This is a genomic window from Phenylobacterium sp. (assembly GCF_016124325.1).
Lineage (GTDB): Bacteria > Pseudomonadota > Alphaproteobacteria > Caulobacterales > Caulobacteraceae > Phenylobacterium.
In genome coordinates this window covers 107,728-130,281 of sequence record NZ_WGNY01000011.1, presented here as the reverse complement: position 1 = coordinate 130,281, position 22,554 = coordinate 107,728, and the positions used below count along the sequence as shown (strand labels likewise).

The following is a 22,554-nucleotide window of genomic DNA, read 5'->3' as shown; positions in this document are numbered from 1 at the left end:
GGTCTTAGGCCGTCATGCAGGCGGCGTTCAGTATGCCCACCGCCAGGGATATGGACAGGAGATAGAGCGCCGCCGACATCTCGCCCTTCTCGATCCGGGCCGAGACGTCGGGCAGCACGATGCGGCGTACGCCCCAGAAGGCGGCGATCTGGATCACCCCGGCCAGGGCGGCCCAGGCGACGAATTCCGGCAGCGAATGGGTCTGGGCCAGCGCCGAGGCCAGGGGGATCACATAGCCGATGAGCGCCCCGCCGAGCGCCACGGCCGCGGCCGTGTTGCCGGCGCGGATCAGGGCGCCCTCGTTGTGCGGGGTGATGGCCTGGTAGACCGCCTTGAAGAGCAGGGTGAAGCCGCCCGCGGCCAGGAACGCGAAGCCGAAGTTGATCGCGCCGGCGGCGAAGGCGTACGGGTCGAAGATCATCCTTGTCCTTCCTTCAAAGGGGCCGGGCGCCCGAGGTTCGGGTCCTCAGGCCTCGAACTCCCCCACGTTCAGCGGAATACCGACCATGACCTCGTGGGTGAGGTCGCCGTTCTCGGGCTCCATCTCGAGCGCGAGCAGCAGTTCGCGTCCCTCGCCCGGCAGGTCGCGGGCGAAGAGCATGCAGGTCTGGTAGATTTTGCGGAAGGCCAGACCCGAGCGGTCGTCCCAGACCGTCTCCCAGAAGCTGACCGGGTCCTGCCGCTCGTCGGCGTCGCCGAACCAGAAACGGCGGTAGGCCGGCAGGCCCTCGTCCTCGAAGGTGCGCGCCCGCAGGCGATCGCTCCAGCGCCGCTTCGCCGCCGCGTCGGGCGGATAGGCGGACGACCAGGGGCCGAAGAGGGTGAAGTCGTTGGCCCCCTGCCCCATCGCGTCGGGGCTGACCATCTGCAGCATCAGGTCGTCGTCAGTGTAGAAGCGGTGGACGAAGCCGTCGGCGCCCAGGTTGATGCGGCCCTGGGCCACGATCTCCAGGACATCGGTGTCGAGCCGGAACAGCGCGCCCTCCCCCAGCCGGCGCCACGCCAGCGGGTCGAGACGCACGGTGCGCCCGATGGTGACGTTGCGCACCACGGGAATGATCTGCTCATCCGCCGCGTCGCGTCGTCCGCCGAACAGTCCCCGGAAGATCACGTCATCAGCCCTTTTCGATCGGGGAGCATAATCGGTTCTTGATCGATGTCAAATATACGCGTATTCATACCATGAACGCATGAGGCGGCCAAAGGACAAGGTGGCGGGCCTGAGCCCCGCGGAGCGGACCCGGCTATGGCGCGAGGAGCGCCAACGGCTGGGACTCGTGAAGCTGGAACTCTGGGTCCCCCCTGCGGCCAAGGCCGATATCCAGGCCGCCGCGCGTGCGATCATCACGGCGTCGAGCCGCGGACCGGCGCTGTCGAGAAATCCTGACCCTCCGCGAGGATCGTTGCAGATGGACCATGTCATCGACACCGATTGGTCGGTGAAGAGTTTGGCGGACGCGCTGAGCGAAACGAAGCTCTTGCGCGAGGGCGAACTGACGGCGCGGGTCGTCGAGGGCGCCGACCCCGTCCTGCAGATCACCATGCATGAATTCGGCGACCTGCCGGTGTTCCTTTCGGCCGGGGCCGAACAAATCGTCGTGTCCGCGCTCCTGTGGCCGGTCGACGAACAGAAGGACCAGGCCGGCTTCAACGTCTTCCTGCTGAAGGCGCAGAAGCTGGTGCCGCTGTCGAACTTCGGCATCACCACCGTGGCCGGCCGCGACTACTACGAGCTGTTCGGCGAACTGTCGTGCAAGACCACGCTGCAGACCGTGATCATCGAACTGCGGATGCTGGCCGAGAACGCCATCCGCGCGGCCTCCGACCTGCGCGACGACTTCGCCTCGGCCGCCTGACGCCCAACAAGGATCCTCACATGTCGATCTTCGGAAAGCTGATCACCCTCCTGCGCGGCGGCGCGCACGACGCCGGCGCGGCGGTGGTGGACGCCAACGCGCTGCGCATCCTCGACCAGGAAATCCGCGACGCCGACAACGCCCTCAACAAGGCCCGCGACGACCTGGCCGCCCTGGTGGCGCGCCGGCGCATGCTGGAGAAGGAGATCCAGGGCCTCAGCGACCAGTCCCGCCGCTACGAGGGCTCGGCGCGCGCGGCGCTGGGCAAGGGCGACGAGGCGCTGGCGCGCGAGGTCGCCCAGCGGATCGCCGAGCTGGAACGCGACGTCGGCCAGAAGACCCCGCAGCTGGGCGAGATGAAGGTCGCCGAGGAGAAGCTGCACCAGACCATCGCCGCCACGCAGCAGAAGATCGAGAACCTGCGGCGCGAGATCGACATGGTGAAGGTCAACGACAGCGTCCAGCGGGCGCAGGCCGCCGTCGCCTCGCGCGGCGCGGGGGCCCAGGCGGCCCTCGGCTCGGCCGCCGACAGCCTCAAGCGCATCAAGGAGCGCCAGGCGGTCCAGGAGGAGCGCTACAAGGCCGCCCAGGAGCTGGAGGACCGCCGCACGGGCGCCGACCTCGACGCCAAGCTGCAGGCCGCCGGCATCCTGCCCGGCGTCGAGTCGGCCGACGACGTCCTGGCGCGCCTGAGGGCGCCGGAGGGCGAGCCGATGAAGCTGGCGGCCCCCGACCTCAAGCTGGAGCACCAGCCGGTCGAGAAGAAGGGCTGAAGAGCCGACCTACCTCCCCCGCGGAACGCGGCGGGAGGGGGACCGCCGGCCGAAGAGCCGGCGGTGGAGGGGGAAAGCCCCACGCACGGCGTACGGACATGAAGAGACAACATTCAGCTGGAGCGGCCTGCCCCCTCCACCCCCCGCTCTCCAGCCGGCATGCGCCGGCCTCGGCGGGCGGTCCCCCTCCCGCCATCGCTTCGCGAAGGGGGAGGTAGGATGAAACGCATCAAGACGGCCGAGCGGCCCGGTTGGGACGAGAAGGCCGAGGCGCTGGGCTTCACCTGGCGACATCTCGACGGCGAGCGCTACTGGGACGAGCGGGCCTACTACGCCTTCACCCTGAAGGAGATCGAGGACGACCTCGAGGAGCCGGCGCGCGAGCTGCACGCCATGTGCCTCGACCTCGTGGACGAGGTGGTGAAGAGCGAGGCCCTGATGGCGCGCCTCGCGATCCCCGAGGGCTCGCGCGACGACGTGGCCGAAAGCTGGGCGCGGCGCGACCCGAGCCTCTACGGCCGCTTCGACTTCGCCTACGACGGCGAGGGGCCGGCCAAGCTGTTCGAGTACAACGCCGACACGCCGACCAGCATCTACGAGTCGGGCGCGTTCCAGTGGGTCTGGCTGGAGGACATGATCGCCGCCGGCGCGCTGCCGGCCGACGCCGACCAGTTCAACAGCCTGCACGAGAAGCTGGAGGCGCGGTTCCGGGCGATCTTCCCGGCGGGCGGGTTCGTGCACTTCACCAGCGACGCGGAGTCGGTGGAGGATCGCCAGACCGTCCGCTACCTGGAGGATATCGCCGGCCAGGCCGGGATCGAGCCGAAGTTCGTGCCGGTGGGCGACATCGGCCTCGACGCCGACGGCCGCTTCGTCGACCAGGACAACTACCTGATCCACGCGCTGTTCAAGCTGTATCCGTGGGAGGAGATGTTCCGCGAGGACTACGCCGCCGCGGTGAAGGGCTCGAAGACCCGGTTCCTGGAGCCGGCGTGGAAGGCGGCGCTGTCCAACAAGGGGATGCTGCCGCTGCTGTGGGACCGCCACGCGGGCCACCCCAACCTGCTGCCGGCCTTCTTCGAGGACGATCCGCGCTCTGCGGAGCTGGGCAATTCGTATGTGCGGAAACCGCTGTTCAGCCGCGAGGGCGCGAACATCGAGCTGGTGGCGCGCGGGCGCCGGGCGAAGGTGCTGGACCAGGGCTATGGCGAGGGCGGCCATGTGCGCCAGGCGCTCCACACCCTGCCGCGGCTGGACGGGAACTACCCGGTGATCGGGGCCTGGATCGTGGGCGACGAGCCCGCGGGAATCGGCATCCGGGAGGACCGGAGCCGGGTCACCCGGAACCTCTCCCGCTTCGTGCCGCACGCGATCCTGGATTAGGGCACGAACAGATGGCGCGACGGGCAGAGGTCGGCGACCTCGCAGTCCGCGCATTTGGGCCGCCGCGCCACGCAGACGTAGCGGCCGTGCAGGATCAGCCAGTGGTGGGCGCGGGTCTGGTAGGGCGCGGGCACGATGGCCATCAGGTCGGCCTCGACCTGGTCGGGGGTCTTGCCCTTCGACAGGCCCAGGCGGTGGGAGACGCGGAAGACGTGGGTGTCGACGGCGATGGCGGGCTCGACGCGCAGCTCGTTGAGCACCACCGAGGCGGTCTTGCGGCCGACGCCGGGCAGGGCCTGGAGCTTCGCGCGCTCCAGCGGCACCTCGCCGCCGTACTGCTCGATCAGGATGCGCGACAGGGCGATCACGTTCTTGGCCTTGGAGTTGTAGAGGCCGATCGAGGAGATGAAGGGCTTCAGGCCCTCCTCGCCCAGCGCCAGCATCGCCTGCGGCGTGTCGGCGACCTTGAAGAGCCTGTCGGTGGCCTTGTTGACAGAGACGTCGGTGGCCTGGGCCGAGAGCGCCACGGCGACCACCAGGGTGTAGGGGCTGTCGTACGAAAGCTCGGTCCGCGGGTCGGACTCATGGGCCTCGAAGCGGTCGAACAGCTCGGCGATCCGCGCCTTCTCCGCGGGCGAGAGGCGCGTCTTCGGCTTGGACTTCGCGGGCTTGGCCATGGCGCGGACGTTCTCGCGGTTCGACCCTCGGTGTCATCCTGGAATTCCGACCCCTGAGCCGTCATCCTCGCCCTTGTGGCGAGGATCCCTCCATCGGCCGCACGGTCGGCGCGGAACGGTCATCGCAAAGGGAGCTGTCAGAGGGATCCCAGGCACAAGGCCTGGGATGACGCACTTCCTCTAAGCGCCCCGATCGACGGCGAACGGGCCGAAGGCCTGCTGCACCGGCATGATCTCCAGGGTGTTGACGTTGATGTGGGCCGGCAGCTTCAGGACGCTCTCGCAGACCAGGGCCACGTCGTCGGCGCTCATGGCGTGGACGCCCTTGTAGACGTTGGAGGCCGCCGCCGCGTCGCCGCCGAAGCGGACCACCGAGAACTCGGTCTCGGCCATGCCGGGCTCGATGGAGGTGACCCGCACCTTGGACCCGATCAGGTCGGCGCGCAGGTTCAGCGAGAACTGGCGCACGAAGGCCTTGGTGGCGCCGTACACATTGCCGCCCGGATAGGGGTAGGTGGCGGCCACCGAGGAGATGTTCATCACGTCGCCGCGGTCGCGCGCGACCATGCCGGGCAGGACGGCGCGGGTGACGCGGGCCAGGCCCATGACGTTGGTCTCGATCATGGTCTCCCAGTCGGCCAGGTCGGTCTGGTGCGCCTTGGCCAGGCCCAGGGCGAGGCCGGCGTTGTTGTAGAGCACGTCGATGTCGGCGAAGGCCGCCGGCAGGCCCGAGAGCAGGGCGTCGATCGAGGCCTGGTCGCGGACGTCGAGCACGCGGGTCAGCAGCCGATCGGTCGAAAGCTCGGCCGCCAGGGCGTCGAGCCGCTCGGCCCGGCGGCCGGTGGCGATCACCCGGCCGCCGCCGGCCAGAACCCGCCGGGCGAAGGCCTCGCCGAAGCCCGAGGTGGCGCCGGTCACCAGCGCGATGCGGCCCGCGGCCCAGGTCTCGCTCATCGTCTCGTCACTCCACTTTCGCCACCGAATCCACGATCGACCGCGCCACCTCGGCGCCGATCAGGCCCTCGACGATCCAGGCGGCCAGATCCTGGGTGGCCAGGCAGCCGCCGCCGGTGGCGAGATTGCCGTGGACCACCATCGGCTTGCGCTCGGTGGCCACGCCCATCGCTTCCAGCTCGCCGAAAACGCTGGGATAGGTGGTTGCGGAGAGCCCGTCCAGCAGGCCGAGGGCGGCCAGGATCAACACGCCGGAATCGATGGCCGCGATCCGCTGCCGCGCCGGGTCGAGCCTGAGCGCCGAGAGGAACGCCGGGTCCTTGATCTTGGACCGGCAGCCGGGGCCGCTGACGATGAACACCGCGTCGGCCTCGTTCGCCCACTCCAGGGGCGCGTGGCGGTCGATGCGGACGCCGGAGTACGAGCCGATCGAGGCGGTGTCGGCGCAGATGCGCACGTCCCACTCGCCCTGATAGGCGGCGTAGGTCGGCTCCTTGACCCGGAAGAACAGGTCCCAGGGCATGAAGAGGTCCACGTCGGTGAACCCCTCGAAGGCGACGAAGGCGATCTTCATGTCCGCATCTCCGGCTAGCTTTCAGGCAAGGCGCATGTGAGGGCGGCGGCCCGCCGGCTGGAGAGCCAGTTTCACCGCTGTGGCCTTCGCGCGGCCTTCCCGGCGCCATGCGGCGGGCCTATCGTCGCCCCCCATGAGCGAGCCGCTGTTCATGGACGCCGAGATCAAGCAGAACCGCTCGCTGTCGGACCGCGGGTTCGTGGTGCTGATCTCGGTGATCACGGTGATCAACCTGGCCAGCGCGCTGATCTTCGTGAGCCAGGGGGCGACCCTGGTCCCGGTGTTCCTGGCCGCCGCCGTGCTGGCGGTCACCTTCGCCTTCCTGGCCAGCTTCCGCGCCGCGCGGGCGGTGGAGCGGGTGCAGGTCAGCGCCTACGAGGTGCGCGTCACCCACGAGGCGCGGGGCCGCGTGCGCTTGGTCTGGGAAAGCCCGACGGCCTTCACCCGGGTGGCCACCGAACGCGACGAGGACGACCGGGTGACCGGGCTGGTGCTGTCGCTCTCGGGCCGCCGCACCTTCGTGGCCGCCGCCCTCAGCCCGCGCGAACGCGGCGAGTTCGCCCGCGCCCTGGAGGACGCCCTCTGGCGGGCGAAGCGGGGCGGGTAGGGGGCCTCAGGCCGCGCGCTAGCCCGCGCGTTTCAGGGCCCAGGCCTTCCAGCGGTCCAGCAGTTCGGGCTCGGTCACGCCCAGCTTACCGAGGACATCGGCCTGGGTCACGGCCGGCAGCAGCGCCACGACGGTCGCCCGGCCGTAGGTCTCGTCCACGTACTGAACGAGCGAGCCGGCCACGGCGTAGCGGTGCGGCCCCGACCAGGCCGTCGCCAGCGACTTCGGCGCCGCGCCGTCGCGGATCGCCTGGGCGGCCTCGGCCTGCCGCTTCGCATCGAGCTGGCCCGACGCCAGCACGGCCAGGCCCTCGACGAACCAGCCGATGTCGTCCGCGCCGGTGAAGTCGCGCGTGGGGTTGTGCTGGCCGTGGTACATGTGGACCAGCTCGTGGGTCAGGATCTCGCGGGCCTCGACCGGGTCGGCGGCGTCGTGCTCGCAGGCCTCCTTCGCCCAGTCGGCGGGCGACAGCAGCACGAGGAAGTCGGCCACGCCGACGCCCACCATCCAGCATTCGGTCTGGCTCATGCCCCAGGCGGCGGGAAAGGCGGCGTTGAAGGCGGCCCGGTCCGAAGCCAGGGTCACGTGCAGCGGCTCGCCGAACGGCTGGCCGAAAAAGCCCTCGATCCGCGCCTTGGCGGCGGGGACCATCGCCTCGACCGAAGCCGCGGCCGGATCACCCGGGGCCGCGGTGAAGCGGATGTCGTCGCCGGCCATGGCCGGCGCGGCGCAGAGCGCGGCCAGCACGGCTGGAAGGATCGCCCGGCGCATCACAGGATGAACTTGCTGAGGTCGGCGTTGCGGGCCAGTTCGCCGATGCGGTCGTTCACATAGGCCGCGTCGATCTTCACGGTCTCGCCGGTGCGGTCGGCGGCGGTGAAGCTGATCTCCTCCATCACCTTCTCCAGAACGGTCTGCAGCCGGCGCGCGCCGATGTTCTCCACCGCGCCGTTCACGGCCACGGCAGCGTCGGCCAGGGCGTCGATGGCGTCCTCGGTGAAGTCGAGCGTCACGCCCTCGGTCTCCATCAGCGCCTGGTGCTGGCGGATCAGGTTGGCCTCAGGCTCGGTGAGGATGCGGCGCATGTCCTCGCGGGACAGCGGCTTCAGTTCCACGCGGATCGGCAGGCGGCCCTGGAGCTCGGGGAGCAGGTCGGACGGCTTGGCCACGTGGAAGGCGCCCGAGGCGATGAACAGGATGTGGTCGGTCTTCACCGGGCCGTACTTCGTCGACACGGTCGTGCCCTCGATCAGGGGCAGCAGGTCGCGCTGCACCCCCTCGCGGCTGACGTCGGCGCCTGCGCGCTCGGAGCGGCTGGCGACCTTGTCGATCTCGTCGAGGAAGACGATGCCCTGGTTCTCGGCCAGCTCCAGGGCCTCCTGGGTCAGGGCGTCCTGGTCGACCAGCTTGTCGCTCTCCTCGGCGATCAGCGGGGCCCAGGCGCCGCGGACGGTGGTCTTGTGGGTCTTGGTGCGGCCGCCGAAGGCCTTGCCGAACATGTCGCCCAGGTTCAGCACGCCCATGGAGGCGCCGGGCTGGCCGGGCAGGTCCATCATCGGAAACGGCGAGGCGGTCTCGGCCAGTTGCAGCTCCACCTCCTTGTCGTCCAGCTCGCCGGCCCGCAGCTTCTTGCGGAAGCTCTCGCGGGCGGCGGTGGAGCCGGGGCCGGTGAGGGCGTCCAGGATGCGTTCCTCGGCGGCGGCCTCGGCGCGGGCGCGCACGCCGGCGCGGCGCTTTTCCCGCACCATGGCGATGGCGCTCTCCACGAGGTCGCGGACGATCTGGTCGACGTCGCGGCCGACGTAGCCCACCTCGGTGAACTTGGTGGCCTCCACCTTCAGGAACGGCGCCTGGGCCAGCCTGGCCAGACGGCGGGAAATCTCGGTCTTGCCGACCCCGGTGGGGCCGATCATCAGGATGTTCTTGGGCGTCACCTCGTCGCGCAGCTCTTCCGGCACGCGGCGGCGGCGCCAGCGGTTGCGAAGCGCCACGGCCACGGCGCGTTTGGCCTCGGCGTGGCCGACGATGTAGCGGTCCAGTTCGGAGACGATCTCGCGGGGGGAAAACTCGGTCATACCGCGCTAGATAATCGGTCAGCCGCCGCCTGACGACGTCTCCGGCTTCACGGGCGGGGTTTTCAGCGGCGGAGCGGGCAGGATCTCGTCGAACAGCAGCCGCCAGCCCGGCTTGTCGTCGCGCCAGACCCGCACGTAGTGGGCCCGCTGATCGGCCCCGTCCGCGCCGGTCCACTGGACCAGGCCGTAGGTCCAGACGAAGTCGCCGGCCTTGGACGCCCGCCCGCCCAGGGGCGAGAACGACGCCTTGGCCGGACGGCGGGCGAGTTCGGCCTCGATGTCCGCGCGGCTGGTGGGCGGCGCCGCTTCGGAGCCGACGATGCGGCCGTCGTCGGCCACCACGGCGAGATAGGCCGCCTTCAGGTCCTGGGCGGCGGCGTCGCGCAGCGCGGTCTCGGCGGCTGTGACCTCGGTCATGGCCTTGGCCGCCGAGCCGGCCGCCCTGGCCGCGGGGCGGGCGTAGGCGACGTCAGACCCCTGTGGCGCGGCGCCGGTCGTGTCGCTGGGCGGGCCGCCGTCGAACAGCCACTTCCACGCGCCGTCAGGCTGGCGGGCCCAGATGGTGAAGTAATAGCCGCCCGCCTTGCCGTCGTAGGTGTAGGGGCCGGTGGTGAAGCCCAGGTCGCCCGATTTCGCGACGCCGGCCCACAGCGGCCACCAGACCAGCGGCTTGCCCTTGGGCCGGGGCTTTCCATAGACGGCGTGGGCCAGCACCGGCTCGGGCGCCAGCACGATGGCCTCGTCGGCCGAGTGCTTCAGGAAGCTGGCCTGGATCCCCAGTTCCAGCCCGTCGGCGGCGAAGGCGCGCTCGGCGGCGACGACAGGCGCGGGATCGACCGGGGCGCCGAGGGCGGGGGAGGCCGCCAGCAGCGCGGCGGCGGCGAGGATGCGGGACGGAGTCATGTGTGGCGTGGCGGCGTTGGGAGGGCGATGGCGCGATCTAACATTGGTCGCGCAATTGCGGCCAAGCGTACCGCAAATCGCGATCATTCCTGTAGGCGGTCAATATGGCGCTGCTGACGGTCGACCCCCTCCGTCATCCCGGACGCAGGGCGCGCGCCGCCCGAAGATCCGGGACCCAGCCGCCGCGCCCTCGACGTTTCGGGAATGCGGCTTCGCAGTCTGAGCGGCTGGCCCGCGGCTCTGCGCGCTCCGGCCGGGATGACGGCCGAAGGTAGGGCCGAAGGGAGGGCCGGCGCTCAGAGCATCTCCACCGTCAGCTCGCCGTTCGTGTAGACGCAGATGTCGGCGGCGATCGCCATGGCCTTGCGGGCCACGGCCTCGGCGTCGAGATCGGTGTCGATCAGGGCGCGGGCCGCGGCCAGGGCGTAGTTGCCGCCCGAGCCGATGGCGGCCACCCCGTGCTCGGGCTCCAGCACGTCGCCGACGCCGGTGACCGTGAAGATGCTGGTCCTGTCGGCCACGATCAGCATGGCCTCCAGCCGGCGCAGGTAGCGGTCGGTGCGCCAGTCCTTGGCGAGGTCGACACAGGCGCGGGCCAGCTGCTCGGGGTACTGCTCCAGCTTGGCTTCCAGCCGCTCGATGAGGGTGAAGGCGTCGGCGGTCGAGCCGGCGAAGCCCGCGATCACCCGGCCGCCCGCGAGGGTGCGCACCTTCTTCGCCGTGCCCTTGACGACCGTCTGGCCCATGGACACCTGACCATCGCCGGCCACCACGGTCTTGCCGGCCTTGCGCACGGCGAGGATCGTGGTCCCGTGCCAATCGGGAAACGCTGAGGTATTCGACATCGGCGCGATGTGAGCAGCCGGGCCGCGGCGGTCAAGCGCCTGAGGCGAACGAATGTCCTTCACCGACGAAGAGATCGAACGCTACGCCCGCCATCTGGTGCTGCGGGAAGTGGGCGGACCGGGCCAGCAGAAGCTGAAGGCCGCGCGGGTCCTGGTGGTGGGCGCGGGCGGCCTGGGCGCGCCGGTTTCGCTCTACCTCGCCGCGGCGGGCGTGGGGTCGCTGATCCTGGCCGATCCGGATGTGGTCGACCGCTCCAACCTGCAGCGCCAGGTGATCTACACCGAGGACGATGTGGGGCGGCCCAAGGCCGAGGCCGCCGCGGCGCGCCTGACGGCGCTCAATCCCAATGTGGCGGTGACGGCCTTCAACGGCGCCTTCGACGACTCCACGGCCGGCGCGCTGGTGGAGGGCGTCGACCTGGTGCTGGACGGCACCGACGACTTCGGCGTGCGCTTCTGCGTCAACGCCGCCTGCGTGGCCCACGGTAAGCCGCTGGTCTCGGGCGCGATCGGGCGGTGGACCGGCCAGGTGGGCGTGTTCGGCCGCAAGCCCTGCTACCGCTGCCTGGTGCCGGAGATCCCGCCCGAGGCCGAGACCTGCACGGCCGTCGGCGTGATCGGAGCGCTGGCCGGGGTGATCGGCTCGATGATGGCGCTGGAGGCGATCAAGCTGCTGACCGGCGCGGGCGAGGCCCTGGCGGGCCGGCTGCTGATCTACGACGCCCTGGCCGGCGAGACGCGGACGGTGCGGGTGGCGGGCGATCCCGAATGCCCGGTGTGCGGAGGCTCCGAATGACGAACGCCCAGGCCTGGTCGCAGGTCGACGACTATCTGGTGGCGGCCCTGCAGCCGCCCGATCCCGTGCTGGAGGCGGCGCTGGCGGCCAGCGAGGCGGCGGGCCTGCCGGCGATCAATGTGGCGCCCAACCAGGGCAAGCTGCTGATGCTGCTGGCGCAGATGGCCGGGGCGCGGCGGATCCTCGAGATCGGCACGCTGGGCGGCTATTCGACCATCTGGCTCGCCCGCGCCCTGCCGGCCGACGGGCGGCTGCTCAGCCTGGAGTACGATCCGGGCCACGCCGAGGTGGCGCGGAAGAACCTGGACCGGGCCGGCGTCGGCGGCCTGTGCGAGGTGCGGGTGGGCCGCGCGCTGGACCTGCTGCCGGATGTCGAGGGGCCGTTCGACTTCGTCTTCATCGACGCCGACAAGCCGTCGAACCCGGGCTATTTCGACTGGGCGCTGAAGCTGACCCGGCCGGGCGGCGTCATCGTGATCGACAATGTGGTCCGGAACGGCGGGATCGCGTCGGGCGACAGCGCCGATGCGGCGATCCAGGGGACGCGGCGGATGTTCGAAGCGATCGCCGCCGAGCCGCGCGTCGAGGCCTGCGCCGTGCAGACGGTGGGATCGAAGGGCTGGGACGGCTTCTGCCTGGCGCGCGTCGTCGCCTAGGCTGGCGTTGCGGCGGGGCGGGGGTTGCGCTTCGGCGGCGAAGGCCGCACCACCGTCTTCCCTCGCACCTCCGGAGTTTCGATGCCGCACGGCGACTCGCTGATTCTCACGCTCGTGGCCGGCTTCGTGCTGGCGTTCGCCTTCGGCATGGCCGCGCGGCGGCTGCGGCTGTCGCCCCTGGTGGGGTACCTGATGGCGGGCGTGGTGGTCGGCCCGTTCACGCCGGGCTGGGTGGCCGACGGCGGGATCGCGGCCCAGCTCGCCGAGGTGGGCGTGATCCTGCTGATGTTCGGGGTCGGCCTGCATTTCTCGCCGCAGGACCTGCTCAGCGTGCGCAAGGTGGCCGCGCCGGGGGCGCTCATCCAGATGGGCCTGGCGACGGCGCTGGGATGGGGCCTGGCCGTGGCCCTGGGCCTGCCGGGCGTCGAGGGCCTGCTGCTGGGCCTGTGCCTTTCGGTGGCCTCGACGGTCGTGGTGCTGCGCACCCTGGAGGAGCGCAAGGCGATGAAGAGCGAGGCCGGCCGCATCGCGATCGGCTGGCTGGTGGTCCAGGACCTGATCGTGGTGGTTGCGCTGGTCCTGCTGCCGCTGTTCCTGACCGGCCAGACCGAGCCCGCCGCGCTGGCCCGCGATGTCGGCTGGCAGTTGCTGAAGGTGGCGGGCTTCGTGGGGCTGATGCTGGTGGTGGGCGGCCGCGCCCTGCCGTGGCTGCTGGTGCGCATCGCCCACACCCGCTCGCGCGAGCTGTTCACCCTGGGCGTCCTGGCGATCGCGCTGGGCATCGCCTGGATCGCCTACGCGCTGTTCGGGGCCTCGTTCGCGCTCGGCGCCTTCGTGGCGGGGCTGGTGCTGAACGGCTCGTCCCTTGGGCATGCGGCGGCCGAGCGCTCGCTGCCGCTGCGCGACGCCTTCGCCGTGCTGTTCTTCGTGTCGGTGGGGATGCTGTTCGACCCGCGCATCCTGCTGCGCCAGCCCCTGGCCCTGGCCGGCGTGGTGGCGATCGTGCTGGCCTCGGGCGCCCTGGCCGCCCTGATCGTCGCGCGCATCGCGCGGGTGGACCGGCCCAACGCCAGCCTGCTGGCCGCCAGCCTGCCGCAGATCGGCGAATTCTCGTTCGTGCTGGCGGGGCTGGGCGTCTCGCTGAAGGCCATGAGCCACGCCACCCAGAGCCTGGTGGTGGCCGCCGCGATCCTCTCGATCGCGCTCAATCCGCTGCTGCTGCGGCTGGCCGACCGCCGCGGCGGGCCCGAGTCAGGGGCGGAAGCGGCGGCCTGAAGCGCTCAGAGCCCGTCAGGGTGAAGTGGATACCGGTTCACCCGCCCGGACGGGCTCTACAATCTTGAAGATCGAGCCTTCTCGTCCGGATCAGGTGATCCCACCTGATCCGGGAAGGCCCTCAGAGCATCTGCGGCAGGACGCGGTCGGGCGGGCGGTGGCCGTCCATCCAGGTCTTGATGTTGATGATCACCTTCTCGCCCATCTCGACCCGGCCCTCGACCGTGGCCGAGGCCATGTGCGGCAGCAGGACGGCGTTGGGCAGCTTGAGCAGCTTGGGATTGATCCGGGGCTCGTGCTCGAACACGTCGAGGCCCGCGCCGGCGATGGCGCCGCCTTCCAGGAGCTCGGCCAGGGCCTGCTCGTCGATGATCTCGCCGCGGGCGGTGTTGATCACCACCGCGTGCGGCTGCAGCAGCTTGAGCCGGCGCGCCGAAAGCAGGTGGTAGGTGGCCGGGGTGTGCGGCGAGTGCACCGAGATGATGTCCATGCGGGCCAGCATCTGGTCGAGGCTGTCCCAGTAGGTGGCCTCCAGCTCGTCGGACACGCGCGGGCTGACGGGCTTGCGGTTGTGGTAGTGGATCTGCAGGCCGAAGGCCCGGGCGCGGCGGGCGACCGCCGAGCCGATGCGGCCCATGCCGATGATCCCCAGCCGCTTGCCGGTGATGCGCCGGCCCAGCATCCAGGTGGGCGCCCAGCCGGTGAACTGGCCGGCCTGGACCGCGTTGGCGCCCTCGATCACCCGCCGCAGCGTGGCCATCATCAGCGTCATGGTCAGGTCGGCGGTGTCGTCGGTGAGCACGCCCGGCGTGTTGGTGACGATGACGCCCTTGGCGTTGGCGGCGGCCACGTCGATGTGATCGACGCCGGCGCCAAAGTTGGCGATCAGCTTGAGCTGGTCCCCCGCCTTCTCGATCAGGCTGGCGTCGATCTTGTCGGTGATCGTGGAGGCCAGCACGTCGCAGCGCCCGACCGCCTCGATCAGCCCCTTTCGGGTGAACGGCTCGTCGGCGACGTTGAGTTCGGTGTCGAACAGCTCGCGCATCCGGGTCTCGACCGGATCCGGCAGCTTGCGCGTCACGATGACTTTCGGCTTGCGAGTGGGCATGCGCCTACGGGAGAAAGGGATGTTTCCTGCGCCGCCTCGGGCGCGCGTTGAATTGCGGAACCCTTAGCAAAGGCCCCTCGTACGGCCAAGGCGAGGATCAGGGCGAGGCGTGAAGTTGGATTTTCGGCAGTTGGCGGCGGCGGGCGGCGCGGCCGTCGTCCTGGCGGCGGGCGCGGGCGCCTTTGCGGCCGACCGGACGACGCCCTCGGGCTATCCCGTGCCGCGCTACGTCACCCTGAAGTTCGGCACGGTGAACGCCCGCGCCGGGCCGGGCAACGACCATCGCCTGCTCTACGTCTACAAGGTGCGGGGCCTGCCGCTGCAGGTGGTGGCCGAGACCAGCGAGTGGCGGCGGATCTGCGATCCGGAGGGCCGCATCGCCTGGGTGCACAAGCGGACGACCGACGGACGGCGCAACGTGATCAACATGGGCGCCCGGCCCCAGGCCCTCTCGCATCGGCCCAAGGCGGGGTCGGAACCGGCCGCCTTCCTGGGCGCTCGCGCCATGGCCTCGCTGGTGCGCTGCGAGAAGGGATGGTGCAAGGTGAAGGCCGACGGCGTCGCCGGATGGGTGCGCGAAGGCGCGCTCTGGGGCACCGCCGAGGCGCCGCAATGCCGTTGAGGCGTCATGACGGGCTGTGGTAGGCCGTCCGCCGCACTGGATCGGAAATGCTCATGACCGCCGTAAAGGCCAAGGATCACTACGACTTCGAGGAGCTGATGTCCTGCGCGCGGGGCGAGATGTTCGGGCCGGGCAACGCCCAGCTTCCCGCGCCGCCCATGCTGCTGTTCGACCGCATGACCAAGATCACCGACGAGGGCGGCGAGCACGGCAAGGGCTATATCGAGGCCGAGTTCGACATTCATCCGGGCCTCTGGTTCTTCGATTGCCACTTCATCGGCGACCCCGTGATGCCGGGCAGCCTGGGCCTGGACGCCCTGTGGCAGCTCGTCGGCTTCTACCTGGGCTGGATCGGCGGCAAGGGCCGCGGCCGGGCCCTCGGGTGCGGTGAAGTGAAGTTCGCCGGCGAAGTGACACCTGACGTAAAGCTGGTCACCTACAAGGTTCAGATGAAGCGGGTGATCAACCGTCGCCTGGTCATGGGCATCGGCGACGGGGTTCTGGAAGCGGACGGAAAGCCCATCTATACGGCGACCGACCTTCGCGTCGGTCTATACCAGCGGCCGTAAGCGCCGCGCGTTCGGGAAGGAATCATGCGCCGCGTCGTCGTCACCGGGATGGGGATCGTCTCATCCATCGGCAACAACACCAACGAAGTGCTGGCCTCGCTGCGTGAAGCGAAGTCCGGCGTCACGGCGGCGCCCGAGTACGCCGAGCTGGGCTTCCGCTGCCAGGTGCATGCGCCGCCGCGCATCGACTGGGAGGCGATGGTGGACCGCCGCGCCGCGCGGTTCCTGGCCCAGGGCACGGGCTTCTCCCACATCGCCATGGAGCAGGCGATCGCCGACTCCGGCCTTGGCGAGGACGAGGTCAGCCACGAGCGCACCGGTCTGATCGTGGGCGCGGGCGGCCCGTCGACACGGGCCATCGTCGAGGCGGCCCACACGGCCAAGGAGCGCGGCCCCAAGCGCGTCGGCCCCTTCGCGGTGCCCAAGGCGATGAGCTCGGGGCCGTCGGCCACGCTGTCGACCTGGTTCAAGATCCGCGGGCTGAACTTCTCGATCAGTTCGGCCTGCGCCACCTCCACCCACTGCATCGGCGTGGCCTACGAACAGATCCTGATGGGCAAGCAGGACGTGGTGTTCGCCGGCGGGACCGAGGAGCTGGACTGGACGCTGTCGGTGCTGTTCGACGCCATGGGCGCCATGAGCAGCAAGTTCAACGACCGGCCCGAGACGGCCAGCCGCGCCTACGACGCCGACCGTGACGGCTTCGTGATCGCCGGCGGCGCCGGGATCGTGGTGCTGGAGGACTACGAGCGGGCCAAGGCGCGCGGCGCCAAGATCTATGGCGAGATCGTAGGCTATGCGGCCAACTCCGACGGCTTCGACATGGTGGCCCCCTCGGGCGAGGGCGCGGCGCGCTGCATGCGGCTGGCCAACGCCGACGGCCGCACCATCGACTACCTCAATCCGCACGGCACCGGCACGCCCGTGGGCGACGTGAAGGAGATGGAGGCCGTGCGCGAGGTGTTCGGCGCCAAGGCCCCGCTGATCTCGTCCACCAAGTCGCTGACTGGCCACAGCCTGGGCGCGGCGGGGGCGCAGGAGGCGATCTACTCGCTCCTGATGCTGAACAACGGCTTCGTCGCCGAGAGCGCCCACATCGAGAACCTCGACCCGGCCTTCGCCGACCTGCCGATCGTGCGCGAGCGCATCGACAAGCCGATCGAGACGGTGATGAGCAATTCGTTTGGCTTCGGCGGGACCAACGGTTGCCTGGTGATGGCGCGGGTGTGACCGCGGACTACCCGCGCCCGCCCGACAAGCCCGAGGCGTGGGAGTGCTGCGGCCGCGGCTGCTGCCCGTGCATCTTCGACTACTATGAAGACGCCCTGGAGCGGTGGGAGGCGCGCGTCCGGGCCCTGGGCGGCGATCCCGCCGAGGTGCTGGCGCGCCGCGCCGGGTAGGCCGGCCGCCAGGGTCCTTAAGATCGCGCTTCGCCGAAAAGCTCCAGGTGGCGGCGCTCGAGTTCGTGGGCATAGCGCCGCGTCGCGTACGCCTCGGCCAGGAGGCCGAGCACGCGCCGGTCGGCGTCGATGACCGGCAGTTCCTCGGTTTCGGTGGCCTCGAACGTGCGCATCACGGCCGCGACGTCCATGTCCGGCGAAAGGGCGAGGTCCTGACTGATCGCCACCGACGCGACGGGCGCCTCGGGGTCGAGGCCTTCGGCGTAGGCCTGGGCGGTGATCACGAGACCGGCGTAGCGACCCGCGGCGTCCTCGAGGATGACCCGCGACGTCGACCCCAGCGGGATGCGGCGGCGGAAATCGGCGACCGTGGCGTCGTCCGGGAGCCGCTGCACGTCGCGCCGCATCATCCGCTCGGCCGTCAGGGTGCGCATCCAGCCGACGTCGCGCGCGCTGCGGATGGTCTCGCCCCGCAGATGGAGCCGCCACGTGGAGAACGAGTAGCCGAACCGCTCGCGCACGACGGTGCTGGCGATCAGCGCCGCCGCCAGGGTCGCCGCGGCGACGCCGAAGTCCCGCGTCGATTCCAGGACGAGGAACGACATCGTCAGCGGCCCGCCCACGACGGCGACGCCCAGGGCGCCCATGCCCACCAGGGCCGCGTTCTCGGGGGAGAGCTTCACGCCCGCGAAGGCGAGGTCCACCGCGCCGGCGTAGATCTGGCCGACCAGGGAGCCCAGGAACAGCGAGGCGAAGAAGAGGCCGCCCCGGAACCCGAAGCCCAGGGAGATCACCGACCCGGCCGTCTTCAGGGCGAAGATCAGGGCGAGGAGCGCCAAGGGCAGGCCGATCAGGAGATCGACGTGCAGGGCGCCGTGCCCCGCGGAGAGGGCCTGCGGCGACAGCAGGGCGACGCCGGCCAGAAGAGCGCCGCCGACGGCCGGTCGCAGGGTGGGTGGAATGGGCGAGGCGCGCACGGCGCGCTCCATGCGGCCGACGAGCAGGACGATGGCGATGCCGACCAGGGCGCAGACGAGGCCCAGGCCGGCGAACAGCAGATAGCCGGTGAGGTCCGGCGCGTGGGTCGGGTGGATGTCGATCCTGTAGGATGCGCCGCCGACCGCCTTGGCCGTGAGCACGGCGGCCAGGCAGGCGGCGGCGACGGGCGCGATGGCCGAGGGCGTGTAGGAGCCGATCACGATCTCGAACGCGTAGAAGGCGCCGGTCAGCGGCGCGCCGAAGGCCGCGGCGATCGCGGCGCCCGCCCCGGCGCCCAGCATGATCCGCAGGTCGTGCCGCCGCAGCCGCAGGCGCTGCCCCACGACCGAAGCCGTCGCGCCGCCGGCCTGGGCGTAGGCCGCTTCGAGGCCGACCGACGCGCCGAAGCCGTTCGAGATCAGGGTCTGGCCGCACACGATGAGGCTGTCGACGACCCCGAGCACGCCGCCGTGCAGGGCGTTGGCCTCGACGACGTCGACCAGGGCCGCGCGACGCCGACGGGCCGCGAGCCAGCTGACAGCGCCCAGCAGCAGGCCCCCGACCGGCAGCCAGAGCAGCGCGGCCGGCGCGATCCGCGCCTGAGCGCTCAGGCGGGCGTCCGCGCTCAGGCCGTAGAGAAATCGCTGCATCCCGTGAGCGAGGCCCGCCTGGAACTCGGCAAGCAGCCCCGCCGCCGCGCCCACCGCCACGGCCAGCGCCACCAGCCATAGCTCACTCGACCGCAGCCGGCGACGGAGCGCCGCCAGCAGGCGAACCGGCTGCGGCCGCGGAAGAGGAGGCAGATCGATCATGGGCTCCGACATGGCGCCTGGACGCCGCCGATCCGGCGCGCCGACGCAGCGATAGCGGCCGAGAAGGGCGATTTGAAGCCGAAGGCGATAGCTTGCCCTTCGGCCCGCCGCCGTCCACAACGCGGGCAAACGAGGGAGAACCGCCACGTGGCCGACGAGTATCAGATGCCGACCGGAAGCCTGATGAAGGGCAAGAAGGGCGTCGTCACCGGGGTCGCCAACCACCAGTCCATCGCCTGGGGCATCGCCAGCCAGCTGGCCGCCCAGGGGGCGGAGATGGCCTTCCTGCACCTGCCGGGCATGGAGCGTCGCGTGCAGCCGTTGGCCGAGAGCATCGGGGTGAAGACCCTCGCGCCCGTGGACGTGACCGACGACGCGGCGATGGACGCCGCCTTCGCGACGGTGAAGGACGCCTTCGGGACCATCGACTTCTTCGTCCACGCCATCGCCTTCGCCAACAAGGACGAGCTGAAGGGCAGCTTCGTGGAGAACACCACCCGCGAGGGCTTCCTGCGGGCGATGAACATCTCGGCGTTCAGCTTCGTCGACTGCGCGCGGCGCGCCGCGGCGATGATGCCCGAGGCCGGCGGCTCGATCCTGACGCTCACCTACATGGGCTCGGAGCGGGCGATCCCGAACTACAACACCATGGGCGTGGCCAAGGCGGCGCTGGAGGCGTCGGTGCGCTACGCGGCGCGCGACCTGGGCCCGCAGGGCGTTCGCGTCAACGCGCTGTCGCCGGGCGCCATGAAGACCCTGTCGCTGGCCGGCATCTCCGGGGGCCGCGCCCTGCTGGGCAAGGGCCGCTCGTTCTCGGCGATGAAGGAGGACACCTCGATGGAGGGCGTCGCGGGGGCGGCGCTGTGGCTGCTGTCGGACCTCGGCCGTTCGACCACCGGCGAGGTGGTCCACATCGACGCCGGCTTCCACATCATGGGCTTCTCGGAGGACGAGGCCGGCGAGGCCTGACCGGGCCCCGCGGCCGGGCCCGCAGCCGCGACGGCAGATGGGCGTCGGCGCCGCGATCCAGCGTCAGTTCGAAGACCAGCATCCAGACGGCGGCGGCGAAGACCGCCGTGGCGGCGAGGCCCGCCAGGGCGAGCGCGCCCAGATAGGCCCAGTAGGCGCCCGGCGCGTCGGCGGCGGCGATCCAGCCCAGCGGCGCGGCGGCCTGCCCCGTGTCGAGCGCGTCGACGCCCACCAGCACCGCCGCCGCCATCAGGGCGCCGGAGAGGCCGGCCGCAACCAGGAGCCGTTTCGTCGATCGGGTGCGCCGGCGCATGGCCCAAGGCCCTGAGCCGGCGGCTTTAAGACCCTGTTAGGAGACAGCGTTACTTTCCGGCGCTGGACGCGGCGGCGGCTTCGTGGCCTATCGCGGCCATGGGAACTGCCTACGACGTGATCATCGCCGGCGCCGGCGTGGCGGGCGCGACCCTGGCCCTTTCCCTGAAGCGGGCGGGCCTGGAGCCGGTGCTGATCGACCCCGTGGCGTTCGACGCCCAGCTGGCGCCGACCTTCGACGGCCGCGCCTGGGCCATCGCCTACGCCGCCTTCCGCCAGTGGCGGGCCCTGGGCCTCGCCGAAGCGCTGGAGCCGCACGCCCAGCGGATCGAGCAGATCCTGGTGACCGACGCCACCACGCCGGGCGCGGCGGCCGGATCGACCCTGCCGTTCTTCCTGCGTTTCGAGTCGGCCGAGATCGCCGACCGCTCCGAGGGCGAGCCGCTGGGCTACCTGCTGGAGAACCGCCACGTCCGCGCCGCCCTGGCCGCCGCCGTCGCCGAGGCCGGGATCGAGGTGCTGGCCCCGGCGCGCGTGGCCTCGGCCGCCTTCGACGCCCGCGCGGCGCGGGTGACCCTGGCCGACGGCCGGGTGCTGGAGGCGCCGGTGGCGGTGGGCGCCGAGGGCCGCGGCTCGGTGATCCGCGAGGCGGCCGGCATCGGGACGGTCGGCTGGGGCTACCGCCAGACCGGCGTGGTGGCCACCGTGCGCCTGGAGCGGCCGCACGAGGGCGTGGCCCACGAATATTTCCTGCCGTCGGGGCCGTTCGCCATCCTGCCGCTGACCGACAACCGCGCCAGCCTGGTCTGGACCGAGAGCGACGCGCGCGGCGCGGCGCTGAAGGCCGCGCGGCCCGAGGTGTTCCAGGCGCACCTGGAGCGGCGCTTCGGCGAGTTCCTGGGCGCCATCTCGGTGGAAGGCCCGGTGTTCGCCTATCCGCTCAGCCTGCAGCTCGCCGAGCGGTTCTGCGCCCCGCGGGCGGCCCTGCTGGGCGACGCCGCCCACGGCGTCCACCCGATCGCGGGGCAGGGGCTGAACCTGGGCCTGAAGGGCGCCGCGGCCCTGGCCGAGGTGCTGGTCGAGGCCGTCCGGCTGGGCGAGGACCCCGGCTCGGAGGCGGTGCTGGAGCGCTATGCGGCGTGGCGGCGGTTCGACACCGTCACGCTCTCGGCCGGCATGGACGCCTTCGTCCGCCTGTTCTCCAACGACAACCCGCTGCTGCGGCTGGCCCGCGGCGCCGGCATGGCCGCGGTCAACCGGATCGGTCCGGCGCGGCGCTTCTTCATGCACGAGGCCGGCGGCGCGGTGGGCGACCTGCCGCGGCTGCTGCGCGGCGAGGCGCTGTAGGGGCCGGATTCAGGCTGCGACCAGCCAACTCAGTGTCGTCCGCTCATCCCGGCGAAGGCCGGGATCCAGATCTCGAAACGCTGAGGCGGCCTGGACGACCTCAAAGCCGCCAGAACCCATCCAGGAAGCCTGCCATCTGGGTCCCGGCCTTCGCCGGGACGAGCGGCATAGAATACAGACCCTAGCGCCTACTCGCCTTCGCCCAGTTCGCGGGCCTCTTCCGGCAGCATGATCGGCACGCCGTCGCGGATCGGATAGGCCAGCCGCGCGCCGCGGCTCACCAGCTCGCCCTTGGCGCGGTCGTATTCCAGCGGGCCGCGCGTGACGGGGCACACCAGGATCTCCAGCAGGCGCGGATCGACGTCGACGGACAGCGTGGGCTCGCTCATGGGGCCGGTCTACTGCAGGTGGGGCCGCTCGTCATCCGGATCGGTCGCGTCGATCTCGAGCAGGGTGGTCAGGATCTCGAAGCGGCCCACGAGGTCGGGCGCCTCGATGAAGGCCTGCTTCTCGGAGGGATCGAACGGCAGGCCCATGCAGAGGCTGTTGACCAGCGCCTCCAGCGGGGCGGCCTTCGCCGTGTCCCAGTCGATGTCCAGTTCGCGGCGGTTGAGGTAGCGCTTCAGGGCGTTCGCGAAGCGCGACCGCGCCGCCTCGCTGACCTCGGCCAGTTCGTCGCGCGCCAGGTCGTCGGCGAAGCGGCCGTAGCTGGCCCGCACCTGGCGGTAGGGCATCCGCAGGTCGAGCTCCTCGCCGGTCTCGAAGCGGCACAGGCCCGTGAGCGTGATCAGGTAGCGGCCGTCCGAGGTCTCGGCGTAGCTGGTGATCCGGCCGAGGCAGCCCACGGGCGACAGGTTGGGCCGCGCCGGTTCGCCGCCCCGGGTCTGGACCATGCCGATCACGCGGTCGCCGGCCATGGCGTCGTCGACCATGTTGAGATAGCGCGGCTCGAAGATCTGCAGCGGCAGCTCGCCGCCGGGCAGCAGCAGGGCCCCATCCAGCGGGAAGACCGGAATGAGCTGCGGCAGGTCGGTGAGCTGGCGGTACGGCCCCATGGCGGCCC

General features: G+C 71.2%; 27 protein-coding genes. 13 read left to right on the top strand and 14 right to left on the bottom strand.

All coding sequences use genetic code 11. The features are described from left to right. Positions 1 to 4 precede the first annotated feature (4 nt). Both GC203_RS05685 and GC203_RS05680 read right to left on the bottom strand, forming a co-directional pair. A complete protein-coding gene (locus GC203_RS05685) occupies positions 5 to 421 on the bottom strand; it encodes a DUF350 domain-containing protein (RefSeq protein WP_293452227.1) in 417 nt (138 codons plus the stop codon). Positions 422 to 466: 45 nt separating this feature from the next. Next, positions 467 to 1,108, bottom strand: coding sequence for a DUF2491 family protein (locus GC203_RS05680; protein WP_293452415.1), 642 nt, complete (start codon positions 1,106 to 1,108; stop codon positions 467 to 469). 82 nt (positions 1,109 to 1,190) lie between these two features. Here GC203_RS05680 and GC203_RS05675 point away from each other — a divergent pair, with 82 nt between their 5' ends. The 3 genes from GC203_RS05675 (at position 1,191) to GC203_RS05665 (ending at position 4,012) form a co-directional block, all read left to right on the top strand. Next, entirely contained in the window at positions 1,191 to 1,856 is a 666-nt protein-coding gene (locus tag GC203_RS05675) for a DUF2170 family protein (RefSeq protein WP_293452224.1), read from the top strand. Between the two features lie 20 nt (positions 1,857 to 1,876). After that, complete coding sequence (locus tag GC203_RS05670) at positions 1,877 to 2,629, top strand: PspA/IM30 family protein (RefSeq protein ID WP_293452222.1); 753 nt, start codon at positions 1,877 to 1,879, stop codon at positions 2,627 to 2,629. A gap of 219 nt (positions 2,630 to 2,848) precedes the next feature. Continuing rightward, positions 2,849 to 4,012: a glutathionylspermidine synthase family protein gene (locus tag GC203_RS05665; protein WP_293452220.1), complete on the top strand. Its 1,164-nt coding sequence runs from the start codon at positions 2,849 to 2,851 to the stop codon at positions 4,010 to 4,012. Here GC203_RS05665 and nth read toward each other — a convergent pair. From nth to GC203_RS05650, 3 genes are all read right to left on the bottom strand, one after another. Beyond that, positions 4,009 to 4,689, bottom strand: coding sequence for an endonuclease III (gene nth / locus GC203_RS05660; RefSeq protein ID WP_293452218.1), 681 nt, complete (start codon positions 4,687 to 4,689; stop codon positions 4,009 to 4,011). The two genes, GC203_RS05665 and nth, sit on opposite strands and share 4 nt — an antisense overlap. A 180-nt stretch (positions 4,690 to 4,869) precedes the next feature. After that, on the bottom strand, positions 4,870 to 5,643 hold the full coding sequence (locus GC203_RS05655) for an SDR family NAD(P)-dependent oxidoreductase (RefSeq protein ID WP_293452215.1): 774 nt from the start codon (positions 5,641 to 5,643) through the stop codon (positions 4,870 to 4,872). A gap of 7 nt (positions 5,644 to 5,650) precedes the next feature. Continuing rightward, a complete protein-coding gene (locus GC203_RS05650; RefSeq protein ID WP_293452212.1) occupies positions 5,651 to 6,217 on the bottom strand; it encodes a DJ-1/PfpI family protein in 567 nt (188 codons plus the stop codon). A 133-nt stretch (positions 6,218 to 6,350) separates the two neighbouring features. Between GC203_RS05650 and GC203_RS05645 the strand changes: the two genes are divergently transcribed. Next, complete coding sequence (locus GC203_RS05645) at positions 6,351 to 6,824, top strand: DUF2244 domain-containing protein (RefSeq protein ID WP_293452209.1); 474 nt, start codon at positions 6,351 to 6,353, stop codon at positions 6,822 to 6,824. Positions 6,825 to 6,842: 18 nt separating this feature from the next. On the opposite strand, the gene GC203_RS05640 is transcribed toward GC203_RS05645, so the two are convergent. From GC203_RS05640 to hslV, 4 genes are all read right to left on the bottom strand, one after another. After that, on the bottom strand, positions 6,843 to 7,595 hold the full coding sequence (locus GC203_RS05640) for a hypothetical protein (RefSeq protein ID WP_293452206.1): 753 nt from the start codon (positions 7,593 to 7,595) through the stop codon (positions 6,843 to 6,845). Further along, on the bottom strand, positions 7,595 to 8,899 hold the full coding sequence (hslU, locus tag GC203_RS05635) for an ATP-dependent protease ATPase subunit HslU (RefSeq protein WP_293452203.1): 1,305 nt from the start codon (positions 8,897 to 8,899) through the stop codon (positions 7,595 to 7,597). Before hslU ends, GC203_RS05640 begins: the two co-directional genes overlap by 1 nt. Before the next feature lie 18 nt (positions 8,900 to 8,917). Further along, the gene (locus GC203_RS05630) at positions 8,918 to 9,802 is read right to left on the bottom strand and encodes a DUF4440 domain-containing protein (RefSeq protein ID WP_293452200.1); all 885 of its coding nucleotides are present in this window, start codon (positions 9,800 to 9,802) and stop codon (positions 8,918 to 8,920) included. Positions 9,803 to 10,098: 296 nt separating this feature from the next. Next, positions 10,099 to 10,647, bottom strand: a complete 549-nt coding sequence (gene hslV / locus GC203_RS05625; RefSeq protein WP_293452198.1) for an ATP-dependent protease subunit HslV — start codon at positions 10,645 to 10,647, stop codon at positions 10,099 to 10,101. Positions 10,648 to 10,699: 52 nt separating this feature from the next. Here hslV and moeB point away from each other — a divergent pair, with 52 nt between their 5' ends. The 3 genes from moeB (at position 10,700) to GC203_RS05610 (ending at position 13,374) form a co-directional block, all read left to right on the top strand. Next, positions 10,700 to 11,443 carry a molybdopterin-synthase adenylyltransferase MoeB gene (gene moeB / locus GC203_RS05620; RefSeq protein WP_293452196.1) on the top strand — a complete coding sequence of 248 codons (744 nt, stop codon included), beginning with the start codon at positions 10,700 to 10,702 and terminating at the stop codon, positions 11,441 to 11,443. After that, positions 11,440 to 12,099, top strand: coding sequence for an O-methyltransferase (locus GC203_RS05615; protein WP_293452194.1), 660 nt, complete (start codon positions 11,440 to 11,442; stop codon positions 12,097 to 12,099). Before moeB ends, GC203_RS05615 begins: the two co-directional genes overlap by 4 nt. A gap of 81 nt (positions 12,100 to 12,180) precedes the next feature. Further along, positions 12,181 to 13,374: a cation:proton antiporter gene (locus GC203_RS05610; protein WP_293452192.1), complete on the top strand. Its 1,194-nt coding sequence runs from the start codon at positions 12,181 to 12,183 to the stop codon at positions 13,372 to 13,374. 121 nt (positions 13,375 to 13,495) lie between these two features. On the opposite strand, the gene GC203_RS05605 is transcribed toward GC203_RS05610, so the two are convergent. Beyond that, the gene (locus GC203_RS05605; RefSeq protein ID WP_293452189.1) at positions 13,496 to 14,482 is read right to left on the bottom strand and encodes a D-glycerate dehydrogenase; all 987 of its coding nucleotides are present in this window, start codon (positions 14,480 to 14,482) and stop codon (positions 13,496 to 13,498) included. A 109-nt stretch (positions 14,483 to 14,591) separates the two neighbouring features. Between GC203_RS05605 and GC203_RS05600 the strand changes: the two genes are divergently transcribed. From GC203_RS05600 to GC203_RS05585, 4 genes are read left to right on the top strand one after another with little or no spacing between them, the layout of a single operon-like run. Next, positions 14,592 to 15,104: an SH3 domain-containing protein gene (locus tag GC203_RS05600; RefSeq protein WP_293452186.1), complete on the top strand. Its 513-nt coding sequence runs from the start codon at positions 14,592 to 14,594 to the stop codon at positions 15,102 to 15,104. 53 nt (positions 15,105 to 15,157) lie between these two features. Beyond that, positions 15,158 to 15,673: a 3-hydroxyacyl-[acyl-carrier-protein] dehydratase FabA gene (gene fabA, locus GC203_RS05595; RefSeq protein ID WP_293452183.1), complete on the top strand. Its 516-nt coding sequence runs from the start codon at positions 15,158 to 15,160 to the stop codon at positions 15,671 to 15,673. 24 nt (positions 15,674 to 15,697) lie between these two features. After that, a complete protein-coding gene (gene fabB, locus GC203_RS05590) occupies positions 15,698 to 16,903 on the top strand; it encodes a beta-ketoacyl-ACP synthase I (RefSeq protein ID WP_293452180.1) in 1,206 nt (401 codons plus the stop codon). Beyond that, a complete protein-coding gene (locus tag GC203_RS05585) occupies positions 16,900 to 17,073 on the top strand; it encodes an oxidoreductase-like domain-containing protein (protein WP_293452177.1) in 174 nt (57 codons plus the stop codon). Before fabB ends, GC203_RS05585 begins: the two co-directional genes overlap by 4 nt. 17 nt (positions 17,074 to 17,090) lie before the next feature. Here GC203_RS05585 and GC203_RS05580 read toward each other — a convergent pair whose 3' ends face one another. Next, the gene (locus GC203_RS05580; protein ID WP_293452174.1) at positions 17,091 to 18,863 is read right to left on the bottom strand and encodes a chloride channel protein; all 1,773 of its coding nucleotides are present in this window, start codon (positions 18,861 to 18,863) and stop codon (positions 17,091 to 17,093) included. Positions 18,864 to 19,010: 147 nt separating this feature from the next. Here GC203_RS05580 and GC203_RS05575 point away from each other — a divergent pair, with 147 nt between their 5' ends. After that, positions 19,011 to 19,832 carry an enoyl-ACP reductase gene (locus GC203_RS05575; protein ID WP_293452171.1) on the top strand — a complete coding sequence of 274 codons (822 nt, stop codon included), beginning with the start codon at positions 19,011 to 19,013 and terminating at the stop codon, positions 19,830 to 19,832. Here the strand turns inward: GC203_RS05575 and GC203_RS05570 are convergent. Further along, positions 19,795 to 20,145, bottom strand: a complete 351-nt coding sequence (locus tag GC203_RS05570) for a hypothetical protein (RefSeq protein ID WP_293452168.1) — start codon at positions 20,143 to 20,145, stop codon at positions 19,795 to 19,797. The two genes, GC203_RS05575 and GC203_RS05570, sit on opposite strands and share 38 nt — an antisense overlap. Before the next feature lie 98 nt (positions 20,146 to 20,243). On the opposite strand from GC203_RS05570, the gene GC203_RS05565 reads away from it, so the two are divergent. Next, entirely contained in the window at positions 20,244 to 21,491 is a 1,248-nt protein-coding gene (locus tag GC203_RS05565; protein ID WP_293452165.1) for a UbiH/UbiF/VisC/COQ6 family ubiquinone biosynthesis hydroxylase, read from the top strand. A 188-nt stretch (positions 21,492 to 21,679) separates the two neighbouring features. Here the strand turns inward: GC203_RS05565 and GC203_RS05560 are convergent, their stop codons facing one another. Further along, positions 21,680 to 21,880, bottom strand: a complete 201-nt coding sequence (locus GC203_RS05560) for a Trm112 family protein (RefSeq protein WP_293452162.1) — start codon at positions 21,878 to 21,880, stop codon at positions 21,680 to 21,682. Between the two features lie 9 nt (positions 21,881 to 21,889). Further along, positions 21,890 to 22,546 carry an LON peptidase substrate-binding domain-containing protein gene (locus GC203_RS05555; protein WP_293452159.1) on the bottom strand — a complete coding sequence of 219 codons (657 nt, stop codon included), beginning with the start codon at positions 22,544 to 22,546 and terminating at the stop codon, positions 21,890 to 21,892. Between the last annotated feature and the right edge of the window lie 8 nt (positions 22,547 to 22,554).

Excerpts from the sequence above, each read along its gene's own strand:
- GC203_RS05685 (WP_293452227.1), bottom strand. The coding sequence starts at position 421 with ATGATCTTCGACCCGTACGCCTTCGCCGCCGGCGCGATCAACTTCGGC.
- GC203_RS05675 (WP_293452224.1), top strand. The coding sequence starts at position 1,191 with ATGAGGCGGCCAAAGGACAAGGTGGCGGGCCTGAGCCCCGCGGAGCGG.
- GC203_RS05670 (WP_293452222.1), top strand. The coding sequence starts at position 1,877 with ATGTCGATCTTCGGAAAGCTGATCACCCTCCTGCGCGGCGGCGCGCAC.
- GC203_RS05665 (WP_293452220.1), top strand. The coding sequence starts at position 2,849 with ATGAAACGCATCAAGACGGCCGAGCGGCCCGGTTGGGACGAGAAGGCC.
- nth (WP_293452218.1), bottom strand. The coding sequence starts at position 4,689 with ATGGCCAAGCCCGCGAAGTCCAAGCCGAAGACGCGCCTCTCGCCCGCG.
- GC203_RS05655 (WP_293452215.1), bottom strand. The coding sequence starts at position 5,643 with ATGAGCGAGACCTGGGCCGCGGGCCGCATCGCGCTGGTGACCGGCGCC.
- GC203_RS05650 (WP_293452212.1), bottom strand. The coding sequence starts at position 6,217 with ATGAAGATCGCCTTCGTCGCCTTCGAGGGGTTCACCGACGTGGACCTC.
- GC203_RS05645 (WP_293452209.1), top strand. The coding sequence starts at position 6,351 with ATGAGCGAGCCGCTGTTCATGGACGCCGAGATCAAGCAGAACCGCTCG.
- GC203_RS05640 (WP_293452206.1), bottom strand. The coding sequence starts at position 7,595 with ATGCGCCGGGCGATCCTTCCAGCCGTGCTGGCCGCGCTCTGCGCCGCG.
- hslU (WP_293452203.1), bottom strand. The coding sequence starts at position 8,899 with ATGACCGAGTTTTCCCCCCGCGAGATCGTCTCCGAACTGGACCGCTAC.
- GC203_RS05630 (WP_293452200.1), bottom strand. The coding sequence starts at position 9,802 with ATGACTCCGTCCCGCATCCTCGCCGCCGCCGCGCTGCTGGCGGCCTCC.
- hslV (WP_293452198.1), bottom strand. The coding sequence starts at position 10,647 with ATGTCGAATACCTCAGCGTTTCCCGATTGGCACGGGACCACGATCCTC.
- moeB (WP_293452196.1), top strand. The coding sequence starts at position 10,700 with ATGTCCTTCACCGACGAAGAGATCGAACGCTACGCCCGCCATCTGGTG.
- GC203_RS05615 (WP_293452194.1), top strand. The coding sequence starts at position 11,440 with ATGACGAACGCCCAGGCCTGGTCGCAGGTCGACGACTATCTGGTGGCG.
- GC203_RS05610 (WP_293452192.1), top strand. The coding sequence starts at position 12,181 with ATGCCGCACGGCGACTCGCTGATTCTCACGCTCGTGGCCGGCTTCGTG.
- GC203_RS05605 (WP_293452189.1), bottom strand. The coding sequence starts at position 14,482 with ATGCCCACTCGCAAGCCGAAAGTCATCGTGACGCGCAAGCTGCCGGAT.
- fabA (WP_293452183.1), top strand. The coding sequence starts at position 15,158 with ATGACCGCCGTAAAGGCCAAGGATCACTACGACTTCGAGGAGCTGATG.
- fabB (WP_293452180.1), top strand. The coding sequence starts at position 15,698 with ATGCGCCGCGTCGTCGTCACCGGGATGGGGATCGTCTCATCCATCGGC.
- GC203_RS05580 (WP_293452174.1), bottom strand. The coding sequence starts at position 18,863 with ATGATCGATCTGCCTCCTCTTCCGCGGCCGCAGCCGGTTCGCCTGCTG.
- GC203_RS05570 (WP_293452168.1), bottom strand. The coding sequence starts at position 20,145 with ATGCGCCGGCGCACCCGATCGACGAAACGGCTCCTGGTTGCGGCCGGC.
- GC203_RS05565 (WP_293452165.1), top strand. The coding sequence starts at position 20,244 with ATGGGAACTGCCTACGACGTGATCATCGCCGGCGCCGGCGTGGCGGGC.
- GC203_RS05560 (WP_293452162.1), bottom strand. The coding sequence starts at position 21,880 with ATGAGCGAGCCCACGCTGTCCGTCGACGTCGATCCGCGCCTGCTGGAG.
- GC203_RS05555 (WP_293452159.1), bottom strand. The coding sequence starts at position 22,546 with ATGGGGCCGTACCGCCAGCTCACCGACCTGCCGCAGCTCATTCCGGTC.